This window comes from Paenibacillus sp. OAE614, from assembly GCF_040546645.1.
Classification (GTDB): Bacteria; Bacillota; Bacilli; order Paenibacillales; family Paenibacillaceae; genus Paenibacillus_AQ; species Paenibacillus_AQ favisporus.
Genome location: NZ_JBEPOD010000001.1, coordinates 5,996,997 through 6,014,364, shown reverse-complemented (window position 1 = coordinate 6,014,364; position 17,368 = coordinate 5,996,997). Strand labels below are relative to the sequence as shown.

General features: G+C 56.8%; 12 protein-coding genes and 1 other annotated feature. Of the genes, 9 read left to right on the top strand and 3 right to left on the bottom strand.

Annotated features, from left to right (window positions below; genetic code table 11):
* Positions 1-16: 16 nt before the first annotated feature.
* The 3 genes from ABIE48_RS27615 (at position 17) to ABIE48_RS27605 (ending at position 4,349) form a co-directional block, all read left to right on the top strand.
* Positions 17-1,369: an ABC transporter substrate-binding protein gene (locus ABIE48_RS27615; protein ID WP_145026484.1), complete on the top strand. Its 1,353-nt coding sequence runs from the start codon at positions 17-19 to the stop codon at positions 1,367-1,369.
* A gap of 15 nt (positions 1,370-1,384) precedes the next feature.
* Positions 1,385-2,992, top strand: coding sequence for a response regulator (locus ABIE48_RS27610; protein WP_192715890.1), 1,608 nt, complete (start codon positions 1,385-1,387; stop codon positions 2,990-2,992).
* 94 nt (positions 2,993-3,086) lie between these two features.
* On the top strand, positions 3,087-4,349 hold the full coding sequence (locus ABIE48_RS27605) for an SGNH/GDSL hydrolase family protein (protein WP_192715889.1): 1,263 nt from the start codon (positions 3,087-3,089) through the stop codon (positions 4,347-4,349).
* A 650-nt stretch (positions 4,350-4,999) separates the two neighbouring features.
* Here the strand turns inward: ABIE48_RS27605 and ABIE48_RS27600 are convergent.
* The gene (locus ABIE48_RS27600; protein ID WP_192716175.1) at positions 5,000-5,914 is read right to left on the bottom strand and encodes an NADP-dependent oxidoreductase; all 915 of its coding nucleotides are present in this window, start codon (positions 5,912-5,914) and stop codon (positions 5,000-5,002) included.
* Between the two features lie 205 nt (positions 5,915-6,119).
* Between ABIE48_RS27600 and ABIE48_RS27595 the strand changes: the two genes are divergently transcribed.
* A complete protein-coding gene (locus ABIE48_RS27595; protein WP_192715888.1) occupies positions 6,120-6,986 on the top strand; it encodes a LysR family transcriptional regulator in 867 nt (288 codons plus the stop codon).
* Positions 6,987-7,114: 128 nt separating this feature from the next.
* On the opposite strand, the gene trpS is transcribed toward ABIE48_RS27595, so the two are convergent.
* Positions 7,115-8,128, bottom strand: a complete 1,014-nt coding sequence (gene trpS, locus ABIE48_RS27590; protein WP_145026476.1) for a tryptophan--tRNA ligase — start codon at positions 8,126-8,128, stop codon at positions 7,115-7,117.
* 318 nt (positions 8,129-8,446) lie between these two features.
* Positions 8,447-8,758, bottom strand: a binding site (T-box leader).
* 477 nt (positions 8,759-9,235) lie between these two features.
* On the opposite strand from trpS, the gene ABIE48_RS27585 reads away from it, so the two are divergent.
* From ABIE48_RS27585 to ABIE48_RS27565, 5 genes are all read left to right on the top strand, one after another.
* Positions 9,236-11,044, top strand: coding sequence for a sensor histidine kinase (locus tag ABIE48_RS27585; protein WP_192715887.1), 1,809 nt, complete (start codon positions 9,236-9,238; stop codon positions 11,042-11,044).
* A 41-nt stretch (positions 11,045-11,085) separates the two neighbouring features.
* The gene (locus tag ABIE48_RS27580) at positions 11,086-12,411 is read left to right on the top strand and encodes a response regulator transcription factor (RefSeq protein ID WP_192715886.1); all 1,326 of its coding nucleotides are present in this window, start codon (positions 11,086-11,088) and stop codon (positions 12,409-12,411) included.
* A gap of 116 nt (positions 12,412-12,527) precedes the next feature.
* Entirely contained in the window at positions 12,528-13,430 is a 903-nt protein-coding gene (locus tag ABIE48_RS27575) for a carbohydrate ABC transporter permease (protein ID WP_483312698.1), read from the top strand.
* Positions 13,431-14,303 (top strand): carbohydrate ABC transporter permease, encoded by an 873-nt coding sequence (locus tag ABIE48_RS27570; RefSeq protein WP_145026468.1) that lies wholly within the window; start codon positions 13,431-13,433, stop codon positions 14,301-14,303.
* A gap of 116 nt (positions 14,304-14,419) precedes the next feature.
* Complete coding sequence (locus tag ABIE48_RS27565) at positions 14,420-15,880, top strand: ABC transporter substrate-binding protein (RefSeq protein WP_192715884.1); 1,461 nt, start codon at positions 14,420-14,422, stop codon at positions 15,878-15,880.
* A gap of 143 nt (positions 15,881-16,023) precedes the next feature.
* On the opposite strand, the gene ABIE48_RS27560 is transcribed toward ABIE48_RS27565, so the two are convergent.
* Positions 16,024-17,334, bottom strand: coding sequence for a glutamate-1-semialdehyde 2,1-aminomutase (locus tag ABIE48_RS27560; RefSeq protein ID WP_145026465.1), 1,311 nt, complete (start codon positions 17,332-17,334; stop codon positions 16,024-16,026).
* Between the last annotated feature and the right edge of the window lie 34 nt (positions 17,335-17,368).

Here is a 17,368-nt window from a genome sequence, read left to right as displayed (position 1 = left end):
GGGAGGAGAAAAACGGATGTTAAGAAGAAAACTGCGAAGCTGGGGCTGGGTGCTCCTCTATGCGGTCGTACTGACCGGCACGGTCGTCGTCGTGGCGCATGCCAACCATGAGCCGATCGAGGAGGACGCCACCGATAAGGTCACGCTGACCTTCCGGCATTTCTGGATCAGCGAGCATGACCGGCCGATGCTGAACATTTTTGAAGATGTCGTGCGCGAGTTTGAGGAGGCCCATCCCAACGTCAAGGTCAACTTCGACGGGATGGATCAAACGATCCACCGGGAGCAGAAGCTCAAGAGCGAGATGGTGACCGGCACGCCTCCGGACATGTTTGTCCTGTTTGGCGGCGCCGAGATCGAGCCGTACGTCAGGTCGAACCGGCTGCTCGATTTGACAGAGTTCGTGAACGGCAACCACCTGGAGAACGAATTTAAAGATTTGAAGCTGTGGACCTTCGACCGCCATGTCTATGGCCTGCCGATTGAAGGCAACGCCGAGCCGCTGTATGTGAACGCCGCGCTGTTCCGCAAGCTCGGGATCGCCATTCCGGAAACGTTAAGCCAGTTAAACGAAGCGGTGGATGTGCTGCAGCAAAGCGGTTATATCCCGTTTGCCCTCGGCAACGAGGAGCGCTGGCCGGCGGCTATTTTTGCCCATTATTTAATGGACCGCTATGGAAATCCGCAAATGATCGAAAACCTCGTCGAAGGAAACAGCGGCAGCGCGTTTCAAAATGCGGCTTATCTGAAGGCATTTAACCAGATCGAGGCATGGGCGGAAAAGGGGGCATTCGGCCCCCATCCCAACGATCTCTCGACCGAAGAAGCGATCGACCTGTTCAGCCATGGCAAAGCGGGCATGTATTTAAACGGCAACTGGGACATTACGCTTTTTCATAATGAGCGGGCGCCGGTCGATTTTCAGAACGATATCAAGGCGATTCCGTTCCCGTCCCTTGAGCCCGGCGGCTCCAAATCGCTGGCGGGAGGTTATACGATCGGGATCGGTTTAACTTCCAATTTAACCGAAGCTCAGAAAAAGGCGGCCTTGGAGCTGATGAAGAGCTTGTACACGACCGAAGTGCAGGAGCGGATTGTGTACGAGGGCCTGCGGATTCCGTCCATGCGTATTCCTTTTGATGCCGAGCGGACCGGGCCGGTTTTTCCGCAGGTGACCGCCCTAATGGAGCAGGATCCGCAAACCTTCGTTCCTTATGACAATATGCTGTCCCCGGAAGTGAACAAATCGTTTCTGGCGGTCATCGCAGAGATGATTCACGGGAGCATTTCGGCAGGAGACGCATTGCAGGAGCTGGACGTCTCCTCACAGCAGTACTGGAATCTGAGGCGCAGCACGGCGGTGAAATGAAAGGAGGGATAGGAAGTGGAAGGTTCAGGCCGGCATTACACAGCCATATTGGTGGATGACGAACCGATCATTCTGCGGAGTCTGAAGGCTGCCATCCCCTGGGAGGAGCTGGGCATCGAGGTGGCCGGCGAGGCGAAGAACGGGGAAGGGGCGCTCGACCTGGTCCGGGAGCATGCGCCGGACATCATCATCAGCGATATTCGCATGCCCGGCATGGATGGCATTACGCTGATGAAGGAAGTGCTTACGGGCAACCCTGGACGCATTTTCATCGTGATCAGCGGTTATGGCGAATTTGAATATGCCAGGGAGGCGCTTCGGCAGGGGGCTTTCGACTATCTGCTGAAGCCCATCGATCATGACGAATTGACAGAGATGCTGAAGCGGGCCGCTGCCCGGCTGGACGCGCGTCGAGCCGACGACAGACTGCTGCACTCGGTTCAGGTGCTGTCCGTGATGGCCCGCGAGCGGATGTACGCGGAATGGATCGAGGGCAACGACCGTCCGCGCGGACCGCTGGCTTGGCTGGAGAGCCATGAATTGGATGAGGACTGCTTTATGGCCGTTGTGCAGCTGGATCATTACCACCAGCTGAGCGAACGATGGTCGATGGCCGAAAAGCGGCTGTGGCTGTTTGCGGTCCGCAACATTTTGGAGGAGTGGTCGCAGCAGTACGGCTGCCTGGCGGTATTTCCTTTTCATAGCGGAGAATGGATCGTGCTGTTCCCCGATGCGCTGCAGCCGCGGAAAATCACGCTTGGCCACGATCTGATCGACCGGATCCGTACGTATTCCAAGCTGAAGTGCTCGGTGGGCCTCAGCCGGACGACCCGGGGAATCCATCAGCTGAGCCGAGCCTATGACGGGGCAGCCCGGGCGCTGTACCAGCGCTTTTATTCCGAGCAGGAGGGTGTGTTTGCCGATACGGAACAAGAGGATATTGCCGGGCATCCGGATTTAAAATATCCGAAGCATCTGGAATCACAGCTGCTGGACGCCATCCGGACGCTCGATACGGGGCGCCTGAACGCATGCTGGGATGAGCTGAAGGGATATCTGGAAGAACAGGCCTATCCGAAGGAGGGAGCCGAGCGGCTGCTCATCGAGCTGACGATCGTTCTGTGCCGCCAGCTGGAGCAGGGAAATCCGCCGATGGATTGGCGCCTTGACGGCCTGATTCATGAGCTGCATGACCAGGGAAGCCTGCATGACGCGATCACCCTGCTTAAAGAAGCATTTGCTGTGCAGCTGACGGACCACCTGAAAAGCCAGCACCGGGAAGACGGGCCAACCGTGGTTGAAAAGGCGAAGCAGTATATTTCGAACCATTATCATCAAGATCTCAGCATCGAGGAGGTTGCGGAAGTCGCAGACCTGAGCATCAGCCATTTCTGCACCTTGTTCAAGCAGGTGTCGGGCTATACGTTCCTTGAGTATTTAACGGAGTGCCGGATGGACAAAGCCAAGTACATGCTGAGCCATACGAGCGTAAAAGTGTATCAAATCGCCCCGCTGGTGGGGTATCAGGATCCGAAATATTTTACCCAGGTTTTTAAAAAGGCCACGGGCCAAACCCCGACGGAATATCGGGAATCGCATGCCGCCATTCCGGGGAAAAACTAATCCCCCAAACCGGTAAATGGTGGTAAACTGAAGTTAGCAAGCAAGCCTTTGGCGTCCTGCCGGAGGCTTGTTCCATTGAATAAGGAGTGATCACATGCTTCGAACTGTTCACAAGTACATAGGCTCGCTGTCCGCTGCGCTGCTGTCTTCAGCCCTGGTGCTGAGCGCGGCGGGAGCGGCACCCGCTTCTTCACCGCAAGCGGCGGCGAAAGAGCCCTACCGGATCGTCGCCTTCGGCGATTCGTTAACCGTCGGCTATGAGCCCGGCAAAGGAGAGAAGGACGTTCCTTACGGTTTTGTGGACCGCCTGCAGGAGCAGGGGCTGCTTCACGGCCGGACGGAAACGCTGAACGTGGGGATTGCCGGGCTGAAGAGCCAGGGGCTCCAAAACTTTGTGGAAGCCGTCGCAGCCGGACAGCCGATCGGTGCCGAGGCGATTCAGCCGAACCTGCCGGATCCCCGGACCGCCCAGATCGGCGCAGCGGCTCCACAGACCCAAGCGGCCGTGAAGGCCGCGGACGCCATTACGATCACGATCGGCGGCAACGACATGTCCCAGCTGCTTGAGACCGGGAGCCAAATGACGGACCAGCAGCTGTCCGACCGCGTACAGGAGCTGTTCAAGCTGTACTCGGACAGCATGAAGGTCGTGCTGGACGACCTGCACGGCTTGAATCCGGACGCGCTGATCGTGGTCGCTGACCAGTACCAGCCGATGCCGGAAATCGCCGACAAGGTGCTGTATCCGAAGCTGGGGCAGGCAGCCCAGGCTTTTACGGACGTCATTGACAAGATGGCGGCCTCTTATCAGTCGCAGGGCGTCAATGTCAAGGTGGCCCATGTGGCCAAGGAGTTCGTCGGCGGCGAGGGCACGATGACGCATATCATCGCGGATCGCGATATCCACCCGAACCAGATGGGGTATGAGGCGATGGCCAAAGTCTTCGCCGAAGTGATCTGGGGCGGCTACACCAAGCTGGCTGTTCACGAGGCGGGCGCGCCGATGGGCATCATCGTCGGCGGCAAGGAGCTGAACACGCCTTACAAGCCGGTCATCAAGAACGGCGCAAATTTCGTGGCCATCCAAGACATCGTGAACGCGGTCGGCGCCACTTCCAAGTGGGACGGCAAGACGTCCAGCGCGACGATCAGTTACGCGGGCAACACGGTCGTGATTACGATCGGCGCCAGCACCGTGAAGGTGAACGGCCAACCGGTCGCCGTTGGCGCACCGGCATTCCTGAACAAGGTCGGCAAGGAATCGAAGACGTACGTACCGCTGGCAGCGCTGGCGCAAGGCCTCGGCTTCGACGTCCAGTACGTGGCGAAGCTGAGAACGGCATTTATCAATCCATAATAAGCACGAGAAGGGCTTCCCCGGTGATGGGGGAGCCCTTGTTTATTCGGAGGCTTCGAGGCTTAGCTTCTAGTTGTGTCGCTCCGGAGTCTTCTTGCAAGCCCGCTGCGCGTCCGGCTCAACGTGAGCATCGGCTTCGAAGCTGTAATGCTTGAGGGCGGGTGCTCCGAAGCCTGTAATGCTTGAGAGCGTGCGCTCCGAAGCCTTCTTGTAAGCCCGCTGCGCGTCCGGCTCATGCTTCCGACCGCTGTTGCTCGCGAATTTCTGGGAATGGACGATGAGGAAGAAATTCGCTCACAAAGGCGGCCGCTGCCGCTTCTCCAGCATGAATCCGGCCTGCTCCGCTGGAATCGGGGAAGAGGGGGACTGTGAGGGCGAGCCCTGCCCTGAACGCTGCTCCTGCTGCCGTAACCCGGCAGGCAGGAGCCCCTACAGCATCAGCTATCGCATCTGCTGCCACTCCGTATTCTCAAAACCCGCTTCTACTTTTCTCCATTCGAACGCATGCGGATCTGCCCGTACTCTTTACGCTGCACCTACCCGATGCATCGGCCACCAGCTTCTGGCCCACGTCCATGCGACGGTGCACCGTTTCCACGACCGAACCGCTGATTTCGGGCGAACGACGGGGATTTCAGTAGAAACCTTCCTTACCCGATCATCAGCACGACCTTGCCCTGGCCGTGCCCGCTGGCCAGCTCGCGGTGCGCCGCGGCGGCCTCTTCCAGCGGGAAGGTCCTGCGGACGCGGACCTTCAGCTTACCCGCGGCGCCGAGCTCCGCCAGCTCGGCCAGCCGCGCGGCCGAGCGCTGGTTGCGGATCATGCGGACGCCGAGCTCCGCTGCAAGCTCGCCGTCCACGATCGTGCCGATGCGCTCCCTGTCCGGGACGAGGTCCACGGACACGCGGAGCGCATCCCTCCCGGCGGCGTCGAGGGCTGCATCGACGCCGCCGGGAGCCAAGGCACGGACCCGCTCGCCCAGGCCGGGGCCGTAGGCGACGGGGATCGCCCCCAGGGCGCGCAGGTAGTCGTGGTTCCGCTCGCTGGCGGTCCCGATAACCGTGGCGCCCAGGGCGCGGGCAAGCTGGACGGCCATGGTGCCGACCCCGCCGGCGGCGCCATGGATTAGGACGGTATCGCCCTCCCCGACACGAAGCTCCTGCAGTGCGGTGTGGGCGGTTTGCCCCGAAGCTGCGAGCGCCCCGGCTTCTGCCCAAGGGATGCCCGGCGGCTTACGTACGATTTGGCTGGCGGGAACGACGACGTATTCGGCGTAGCTGGCCAGCAGAGCCCAGCCGATCACGTCATCGCCTGCCGCGAAGTCCGTTACGTGGTCTCCGGCCTGCTCGATCGTTCCGGCGAAGTCATTGCCGAGAATTTGCGGAAACCGGATGCTTAGACCAGGCGGGACCCATCCCCTTTCCCGGACGGCCAGGTCGAACGGTTGAACGCCGGCCGCTTTTACGCGAACCCTGACTTCATCAGGGCCGGGTAAGGGGAGCGGCACATCCGCCGTATGCAGTACGTCCGGCGGACCGAACGCGCGGATCACCGCCGCTTTCATTGTCTGTTGTTCTGTCATGCTATCGATCATCCTTTCGGTCATTGAATATAGTAATATCCAGAGCTTTTATTTCATGCCTCCTGCGGTGAGTTTGAGCAGCCTCTCTCGCCTTCGGCCTGTATTTATTCTATAATCGATCATAAATAATAAAAAATATATATAATGCTATTTATTAATAACCTTTGGTATATAAGGAGGGATTTCGATGGAGCTGCTGCAGCTTCAATATTTTCGCAAAGTTGCCGAACTTGAGCACATGACCCGTGCGGCAGAGGAACTGCGCATTGCCCAGCCTGCCCTCAGCAAGACGATTTCACGGCTGGAAGAGGACCTGGGCGTAACGCTGTTTGACCGGAAGGGGCGGCAGATCCGGCTGAACGCCTTTGGCCGGGCCTATCTGCGCAGGGTGGAGACCGCGCTGAACGCCCTGGAAGACGGAAAAAGGGAACTCGAAGATTTGGCGGGAGCGGAGAAGGGCAGGGTGAATCTGGCGACGACCACGCATAAATGCTTCTCTGACCGGATCGGAGATTTTCTGGGGATTCATCCGGAAATCCGGCTGCAAATTTCCCAGGCAGGAGAGCAGGAGAAGCGGGATAAGCTGTTGAGCGGGGAGCTGGATCTGTGCATCACGTTCCCACCGATCGAGCAGCCGGGCATCGAGGGAATTTCCTTTTTGACGGAAGAAATTTTGCTGGCGGTGCCTTCGTCACACCGGTTTGCGGGCCGCAGAAGCATCCGGTTAAGCGAGGCGGCGGGGGAGGCTTTTATTTGCATCCAGAGCAGCAATCCATTTCGGAAAATGACGGATCAGTTTTGCAGGCAGGCCGGGTTTGAGCCGGATATTGTGTGCGAGGTGGATGAGCATTCGGCCGTTGGCCATTTTATCCGGGCGGGGGTAGGCATCGCCTTTATCCCTGAGACGCTGGTAGATCGGATCGGGTTTTCGTTTCATGTGCTGCGGATCGAGGAACCGGTCTGCCGGCGTACTTACCAAATCGCATGGCAAAAGGAGCGCTATTTATCCCAAGCTGCGCGCGAATTTCGGGACTTCCTGGTCCAGAGCTTTTAAAGCGTGCCGCTTCGTTATTACAAAACAAAAAAACCGTCCAAGGAACGGGCTTCTGCCGTATCACCTTGGACGGATATTCTACTATGGGCTAACCGGAGGGTTTCGGGCAGCCCATTTTTATTGCTATTTTATCTCCTGTCAAAATAGTTGATCCCCATAGCCTCCCGCACCTCGCCCATCGTTTGGCGCGCGGCCTCGCGGGCTTTGGTGGTACCTGCCATTAGGATGTCGTCGATTTCACCGGGACGCTGTTCATACCGGGCGCGGCGTTCGCGGATCGGCTCCAGCACCTCTTCGATTGCACCGGTGATTTTAGCTTTGCAGGCGGCGCAGCCGAGCGTGCCCCGGGTGCACATGTCATGAATATTGCCGCTGTCCTCCGGGCGAAAAATCCGGTGATACCCGTAAATCGTGCAGACCTCCGGATGGCCGGGATCGGTTTTGTGCACGCGCGCCGGATCGGTTGGGGCCTTGCGAATCCGGCTGCGGACCTCATCCGTGGTGGAATCGAGGGAGATGGCGTTGCCGAGGCTTTTGCTCATTTTGCTTGAACCGTCGAGCCCATCCAGCCGCTCACCCACGATGATTTGCGGTTCCACCAGGACGGGGGCGTACAGCTCGTTAAAGCGCCGGACGATTTTGCGCGTCTGCTCGATATGGGGGATCTGGTCATCGCCGGCGGGAACCAGGGTGGCTTTGCAGAAGGTGATGTCCGCCGCCTGGCTGACCGGGTAGCCGAGAAAACCGTAGTACAGATCCTCGTATCCGCGCTCGGCCGCTTCGCTCTTGATCGTCGGGTTGTGGCGCAGCGAGCTGACCGACACGAACATCGAATAAAACACCGTCAGCTCGGCAATCTCGGGGATCATCGACTGCACGAACAACGTCGCACGATCAGGGTCAATGCCTACAGACAAATAGTCCAGCGCCACCTGGCGCACGCTTCCCGCCAGCATTTCCGGCGTATGAAAATGGGTGGTCAGCGCCTGCACATCCGCCAGCATGATATAGGTTTCGTACTGCTGCTGAAGCTGCACCCGGTTCTTCAGGCTGCCGACGTAATGGCCGAGATGCAGCTTGCCGGTCGTCCGGTCTCCGGTGAGGACAATGTCCTTGGGTTGTGAGTTTGTTGAAATTGTCATGGTTATTCCTCCTGAATTGAAGTTGTTTTGTATACTGAAATTCATTTGCGATCATGTCTAGTAACCCGGTCTTCCCGGGGCGCCACCACCAGCCGTCATCCATGGCCATCACCTCCTTCAGTCATACAGTTTTGCTTTAGTTGATCGGGCAGAAGGACCGACGATAGACGCCGATACCAAGCATGGGAGTGGGTCTTAAGCTCATGCCTTCCTTAGGTCAAGCTTCAAGACAAGTCTCCAGTCCCCATGCGCATATCAACGCCAAAAAAGCCCCGCCCTTGGGATCTCCATGCTGAAAAATTTCCAGACGGAGATCTATCCAAGGACGGGGCTCTAGCCCGCGGTGCCACCTTGATTGGCCGCCATCCTCTAGGGATGCAGCCCTGCTCAACAGGTACGGATTCCGGCGCTAAACGAAAAGAAAATTGCGTATGCCTTCCTCGATACCCTGCCCCGGTTAACGGTGGGGACCTGCCGCCCATCCTAGTGTCCGCTTCTTTGGGGAAGCGTTCCTGTTCAGACGGGGCACTCCGAAGCCCACTTCCGCGCGCGCCGCCACCGGCTTGCACCACCCGCCGGCTCTCTGTGAGGCCGCAATTCGCGCGTACTCTTCTTCATCATCGTGAAAATGGATTTGGACTATTGTAGCTCATTTTTTCAAGGAAAGAAAGAGGCGTTTGCCGTTATTTCACTCCAATCCCGTTGCAGTCCTATTGCAATCCCGGCGCTATTCGGTCACGACTCCGTTGTTAACCTTTTGTTATTCCGTTGCAATCCAATTGCTATCCCATTGCAATCCCGGTGCTATTTGGTCACGATTCCGTTGTTAACCTTTTGCTATTCCGCCGCTATTCCGCTGCTATTCCGCTGCTATACCGTTGTCATCCCGTCGCTATTCCACCGCTATTCCACCGCCGCGGCCCGCCAATAACGCTGCCGTAAAATTTTACTGGCAACCCGCCGAAAATAAATTACACTAGGACTAATCGCCCATGGGCCTGTCTGCCGGAGCATATCTTACAATCGCGAATGATTGTCGTAGAAACGCACATACTTCCCCATTTTTATTGTTGGTATATTGAAGGAAAGCCGGAGGTGTTATGACTGATGAAGCGGGGGATCCGCAATCCGCTGGCGAGAATGAACGTCAGGCAGCAGATGATCCTGCTGTTTCTGGTTCTCGTCATTCCCGTGTTTATTCTGAACGGGTACGGCAACAACAGGGCGGGCCAGATTTTAAAACGCCATGTAACCAATGCTTATATAGAGCTGAACAAGCAAAACTTCAAACTGATCAGCCGCGATATTGAAACCGTTAACAAGGTGACGGCGACGGTGTTTCAGAATTCGGTGGTCCAGCAGCTGGATACGACGGGGAAGGACACGGTGCTGCAGCGGGTGAAAACCTACGAGAAGCTGGAGCGCATGCTGAGCTCATACTCGCAGGAGAGCGATGAGCGGCAGCCGCTGTACTATTCGCTGTACGTGTACGATCCCGGCAACCATTACTTTTTTGCCCCTTATTATCCGGAGTCCAAAAAGTCCGGGGTCTATTTCTTTTCGAACGAGGCCGAGAAGCCGGAATGGTTTGACGAAGCGGTAGCCCGTAAAGGGAACGGCTATTTGCGGCTAACCGATCATTTATCCCCGCCGGCGAAGGGGCAGTATGACCAGAAGACGCTCGGCTATGTCCGCGCGATCAACAACATTGATCAGGGCGGTACGATCGGCGTGCTGATGGTAACGAACGTGGACGCGCGGATCGGCGAATCGCTGAAGACCGTGTCGCTGCCGGAAGGCGAGCTGTATTTTACCGATTGGAACAATCACATTCTGACCTCCACCCAGCCGGATGCCGAGGGCGTGCTCAGCCTTCCTCCCGAAGTGGAGCCGGGGAATTCACCTATGGGCGTCAAGGACGTCATTACGAAGGATTTTATCTATGTCGTGGATTATAACTACGTGCTCCAGCAGAAGCTGGTGTACAAAGTGCCGGTCAAAGCGCTCCTGCAGCAGCAGGACGAAATGAAGCATGTCATCCAGATCATCTCGGTCGCGTATTTCGCCGCCGGTCTGATCATCATTTTATATTTCTGGCGGTCCTTGATGACCCCGCTGCAGAAGCTGGTCACCTTCGTCCGGCGTTATGAGCCGGGGAATGCCGTGCCCGAAACGCCGCACCGGAAGCGTAACGATGAGGTCAGCGTGCTGATCTCCACCATTTACGAAATGGCCCGGCGCCTGAACGATCTGATTCATTACAAATACGACATGGATTTAAAGCAAAAGGAAGCGCAGCTGTCGCTGTTGTACCAGCAGATCAACCCGCATTTGCTGTACAACACGCTGGAGAGCATCTACTGGAAAAGCAAGATGGAAGGCAACCACGTGTCGGCCGAGATGATCAAGGACCTGTCCAAGCTGATGAAAATCAGCCTGAGCCGCGGGAGGGAGCTGATTACACTCGGAGAGGAGCTGGAGCATGCGACCGCCTATATCAAGCTGCAGCAGAACCGATACGATTATGTGTTCCAGGTGGACATCGACGTCCCTGAATCGCTGCACCCGTTCAGCATTCCGAAAATTACGATGCAGCCTTTGATCGAAAACGGAATCATTCACGGCATTAAAAATATGGGGGAGGACGGCGAAATCCGCATCGAAGCAGAGGCGTCCGGGGGCATCCTGCGCATCCGCATCTCCGATAATGGCTACAAACCGGTGGACATCGAAGCCATCAACCGGAACTTAAGCAGTGAAGCAGACGATCCTGCAGCCGGTTACGGGGTCCGGAATATCCATCAGCGGATACAGCTTCACTATGGCAAGGAGTACGGCCTTGTCTACAGCGTCCGCCCGGGCGCGGGCACGCTGGTCACGATTACGCTTCCCGCCGAAACGGCAGGCGGTTCATGACAAACAAGGTATAAACAAGCTACATACAAGGGGGAGCATCCATGTTCAATATTTTGGTCGTCGACGACGAGCCGCTCATCTGCAAGGGATTAGCCGGGCTGTTGAGCGCATCGGGCCTCGACATCGGTCAAGTCTACACGGCGGGCAGCGGCCATGAGGCGCTCGATATCGTCCGGATGGAGGAGGTCGACCTGCTCGTCACCGACATTCAGATGGGGGAGATGAACGGAATCGAGCTGATGCACCAGGCGAAAATCATCAAGCCGTGGGTGCAGACGATTATTATTTCAGCGCATGAAACGTTCCAGTACGCGCAAAGCGCGATCCGGCTCGGAGCAAAGGACTATTTGCTGAAGCCGCTGAACAGCGAGCAGTTTCTGGACTCCGTCGGCAGCGTGCTGCTCAAGATGGATAAACGGATACCGCAGGTGAATGAGCTTTTGACCGCGACGCAAGAGGATTTTCGCATGGAGGAGCCCGGGCCCCGCAAGAACGAGCTTCTGAACCGGCTGCTGTCGGAAGAAGCGGGCCACGAATCGGGGGATCTTGAGACGGGCGGTGAATATGGCGAGCTCGGGCTGAAGGGTCCATATTTTGCCGTCATGAAAATGAGGCTGGACCTTTCCTCCGGCAGCGCGCCCTATACCGACAGGGATCGGCGGCTTCTCCGGTATGCCTCGCTCAATATTGTGAAGGAGCTGCTAGATCAGGAATGGGATGCACTTCTGTTTTACTCGCCGGATGACGACATCCATGCGATTATCCAGTGGAGCGAGGCGGCGAATGCCGAAACCGGCGAGAACAAGCTCAGCCAGCTCGAAATGGCCGGCCGCAGCGTGTGCCATCATATCCGCAAATATTTGAAGCTGGAATGTACAGTCGCCATCAGCCAGATCCTGAAGGGCATTCCTTTTCTTTCCTTACTCGGCCGCCAGGCCGATAAAGCGATGCTGTGGAGCCGGCACTACCCGGACTACCACGTTTTTTATTACGGGGACTTCAATTGGCATAACTACGCTGAAGATCCGTCTGCAGAAGAGCTGTCGACGCAGAGCAACCGGATTGTGGAGAGCACGAGGCGCTATATCGAAGAGAACTACAGCCAGAAGGGGCTGACCATTCATGAGGTGGCGAAGAAGAATCATGTCAGTCCGAACTATTTGAGCTACCTGTTTAAGAAAATTACCGGGCATAACCTGTGGGAGTACGTCATCAAGCTGCGGATGGAGGAGAGCCGCCACCTGCTTCAGAACACGGACCTGCGCCGCTATGAAATCGCCGAGCGGGTGGGGTACGAGTCGCCGGAGCATTTCAGCAAAATATTCAAAAAGTATTTCGGCATGAGCCCGAGCGAGATGAAGAAGTAAGAACAGCCATCATTTCCATAGAACTAGACATGTGCGCGGGCAGCCCGTTTTTCTACAATGATCCTTAAGAAACGTTAGAGGAAAGAGGGAGACAGATGGGGGAACCCGCTACAGCTATGTTAAAGCCGGAAGTGAAGAGCGAGCCGGCGGGCAGACGAACGAGCAGGTGGAAAAAGCATCTTTGGGGATACCTGTTCATCCTGCCGGCCATTGTCATTTTCATTTTGTTTTTGTGGGTGCCGATTATCAAAGGAGCGGTGTACAGCTTCTTTACGATTGATTTCGTCAAAGGCAACACCTTTGTCGGTTTCGATAATTACGCCAGGGTGCTGCACGACCCTGATGTGTGGACAGCCGTTAAAAATACGCTGTACTACATGTTTTTAACGGTCATTATCGGCTTCTGGGTGCCGATCGTGGCATCGATTGCGATTTCGGAGCTGCGGTTTTTTCAGGGCTTTGCCCGGATTGCCGCTTACCTGCCGTTTGTCGTGCCGGGCGTGGTCCTGTACGGCATGTGGCGGTGGATGTATGACCCGATCGGTCCGATCAATGGGCTGCTCAGCGGCTTCGGTGTGGAACCGGTGTCCTTTATCTCCGACGGGCGATGGTCCATGATCTCGATCGTGTTCATGGAGACGTGGCAGCAGTTCGGATCCGCGATGCTGATCTATTTGGCCGGCGTGCTCAGCATTCCGAGAGACTGGTATGAAGCCGCCGAGATAGACGGGGCCGGCGTATGGAACCGGATCCGCTACATTACGATCCCGTCTATTCGGAATCTGATCGTGCTGATGTTTATCCTGCAAATCATCGGGACGTCCCAAGCCTACCAATCCCAGCTCGCGCTGCTGGACGGGGGACCGAACAACACGACGCTGACTTATGCGCTGCTTATCGTGAAGTACGCGTTCAACCAGCTGGATTACGGTTCGGCGACGGCACTGGGCATGCTGATGTTTATCGTACTCAGCCTGCTCGGACTGCTTCAATTCAAGATGAACAAGGAGGATTACTAGATGAGCCAGCATGACAGAGGAATCCTTTCTTCTTCCGATTTGAGGAAGCCGCTGAACAAAGTGGTGTACGGCATCATGGTGCTTGGCATCGCGGTGATGGTCGTCACGATGCTGTACCCGATTCTGATGACGATGTTTAACGGTCTGAAGACGAACCAGGAAGTGAACTCGTTTCCGCCGCATTTCTTTCCGGAAACGTGGAATTGGGACAATTTCTCGGAAGGCTGGGACTATATCAACCTGCCGATGTTTTTGAAGAACACGATCTTGATCTTCGTCGGCAATCTGCTGATGACCGTGCTGGTGCTTGGCCTGGCCTCGTTCAGCATCTCGAAGCTGAATGTGCCGTTCCGCAGGGGAATTTACTTTTTCATCCTGATGACCTTGTTTATCCCGGCGTCGAGCTATATCATTCCGAACTTCGTTAATTTGAAGGAGCTGGGCCTGCTCAATACGTACTGGGCGTTCTGGCTGCCGGCCGGAGCCAGCGCCTACTATTTTCTGCTGATGAAAAATTTCTTCGACGGCATTCATCCGGAGATCTTCGAAGCGGCCCGCATCGACGGAGCGTCTGAGCTCACAAGCTACGTCCGGATTGCCGTTCCTTTGTCCGTGCCGATCTTCGCCACGCTGGCCATCTTTATCTTTTCCACGGCATGGAACGACTGGTTCTGGCCGTCGCTCGTGATGCACAGTGAGGAGAAGTATACGCTGGCCACGGCGATCTACAAATACGTCATCAACGCACGGAGCATGGACAACAACATCAAATTCACGATTTTGTTCATGGTCATGATCCCGCCGATCTTCGTATTCCTCGTGTTCCAGAGGTTCATTATGCGGAGCGTCAGTTTGTCGGCGGTCAAAGGATGACCGGCCAACATCGTAGGCATGCACATGAAGGGCATACGATTACACATCGATTGATGAACCATCCTCTTTTATGATGAGAGGGTAAACCATACCATTTGACGAAAAGGGGAGTTTCAATGCGTAAGTTTTCCATGGTGCTGATGTGCCTCCTGCTGTCGGCCTCGGTGCTTGCGGCTTGCAGCGGCGGCAGCAAAACGGCCGGCGGCGACAATCAGGGCAGCGGGTCCGATGGATCCGGATCCGGGGGAACGACGGCGACGACGGATGCGGGGAAATCGGAGGACGATATTACCCAGAAGAAAATCACGATCAAAATCCACTATCCGCTTCCGGACCAAAAAGATCTGCGGGCGCAGGAAGACGACAAGATCAAACGGTTCACCGAGAAGTATCCGAACGTGACTATCGTGAAGGACGACTGGCAGTACAGCGTCAACGAAATCGGCATCAAAATGGCCTCGAACGAAGCCCCGACATTCTATAACACGTTTGCGACCGAAGCGCAGATGCTGGTGGAACGCGGCTGGGTCGCGGACATTTCGGACCTGTACAACAAGTGGGAATACAAGGACGAAATGAATCCGCTGCTGCAAAACCAGTTCATGGTGGACGGCAAGGTCTACGGCGTTACCCAGAACGGGTATATCACGTCGACCATGATCAACAAAGCGCTGCTTGACGCCAAGCAGGTTCCGGTACCGCCCTTGGACTGGACGTGGGACGATATGTACAACACGGCCAAAGGCGCGGCTGATGTGAAGAAGGGCATCTCCGGCATTGCGCCGATGGGGAAAGGCAATGAAGCCGGATGGAACTGGACGAACTTCCTGTTCGAAGCGGGCGGGGAAATTCAGAAGGTGGAGAACGGGAAGTATACGGCGGTGTTTAATTCGGATGCCGGTGTGAAGGCGCTCGATTTCTATAAAAAGCTGAGATGGGAAGCCAACGCCATTCCGAAGGATTGGGCTCTCGGCTGGAGCGATGCCCTGAACGCGTTCCAGCAGGGACGGACGGCGATGGTCATCGCAGGCGCGTATGACGTCATTGACGCCGCGCTCAACCAGGGCGGGCTGAAGCCGGAGAACGTGCTGGCCTATCCGATGCCGGCGGCTGAGAAAGGCGGCAAGCATTACGGTATTCTCGGCGGCAACTATCTCGTCATTAATCCGAACGCCACCAAGGATGAGCAGGAAATGGCGTTCCGCTACATCACGTTCGACTACTTTACGGATAAAGGGCTGGAAGCGCTCGAAGGCAACATTCAGGAGCGTAAGTCCAACAATAAATATTTCGTGCCGGCGCCGCTGAACTACTTCAAGGATGATTCGGAGTACGGTAAAAAGGTGGCCGCGATTTACGACAAGTACGACAACGTGTACAAATACGATCCGAACCTGTTTGGATTGCTGGACGGCAAGCCTGAAGCCCAGTACGGCACCCAGGATTACTATGGTGCGATGTCCAACGTCGTACAGGAGCTGTTCTCGAAGAAAGACACGGACTCCAAGAAGCAGCTGGACGACGCGGCCAAACTGGTGCAAACCAAGTTTTTCGATGAGATCAAGCCTCAGCAGTAAAGCATCGGACGCTGGGATTGTAGCCAGATGTTAGCTTAGTGGTACTATCATAAATACAAAAAGACCCTGCCCGCGGCATAACAGCCGCAGGCGGGGTCTTTCGTTATAATCGGGGTGGATTCCAGCCATCCCTGGATTCTCTCTTACTTGCTGATCTCCTTGAAGGAGGCTTCTGCCGCTTCCAGCGTCGCGTCGATGTCCGCTTCGGTATGGGCCGTGGTCAGGAACCAGGCCTCGTATTTGGACGGCGCGAGATTGATATTACGGTTGAGCATGGCGCGGAAGAAGGCGGCGAAGGCTTCGCCGTCCGTATCCTGCGCTTCGTCGTAGTTGGTCACCGGATGGTCGCAGAAATGCGTGGACAGCGACCCGCGGATGCGGTTGATCGTCAGCGGTACGCCGTACCGGCCGGCCGATGCCTGCAGCCCGTCCGCGAGCTTCGCAGCGAGACGATCCATCTCTTCATAGACGCCCTCGCCTTGAAGCACTTCAAGGCAGGCGATGCCCGCCGAGATGGAGGCCGGGTTGCCCGCCATCGTGCCGGCCTGGTAGGCCGGGCCGAGCGGCGCGACCTGCTCCATCACTTCCTTGGAGCCGCCGTAGGCTCCGATCGGCAGCCCGCCGCCGATGATTTTGCCGAGGGCGGTCAGATCCGGCCGGATCGCGTCATGGTTCTGCAGGCCCGCAAAGGTCTGCGTGCTGCCGTAGTGGAAGCGGAAGGCGGTGATCACCTCGTCATAGATGACGAGGGAGCCGTTGTCACGAGCCATGCGGCAGAGGCCCTCCAGGAAGCCCTCCATCGGCATAACCATGCCGAAGTTGCCCACGATCGGCTCGACCATGACGGCCGCCACGTCGTCGCCCCATTTGGCCAGCGCCGCCTGAAGGGCGTCGAGGTCATTATAAGGCACGGTAATGACCTCGTGCGCAATGCTCGTCGGGATGCCGGCGCTGTCCGGAATGCCGAGCGTGGAAGGGCCCGAGCCGGCCGCCACGAGCACGAGGTCCGAATGGCCGTGATAGCATCCGGCGAACTTGATGATCTTGTTGCGCTTCGTGTAGGCACGCGCGACGCGGATCGTCGTCATGACGGCCTCGGTGCCGGAGTTGACGAAGCGGACCTTGTCCATCGACGGGATCGCTTCCTTCAGCATCCGGGCGAGCTGGATTTCAAGCTGCGTCGGCGTTCCGTACAAGGTGCCGTTCTGAGCGGCACGCGTAATGGCTTCCGTGATATGCGGGTGGGCGTGCCCGGTAATGATCGGGCCGTAAGCGGCGAGGTAGTCGATATAACGGTTGTCGTCCTCATCCCAGAAGTAGGCTCCGTTCGCCCGTTTCATAAAGACGGGCGCCCCGCCGCCAACCGCCTTAAACGAGCGGGAGGGGCTGTTGACGCCGCCTACGATGTGCTGCAGTGCTTCCTGATATAATTGTTCGGAACGTGTTCGATTCATGACGGATAACTTCCTTTCTCAAATAAAAAGCAGG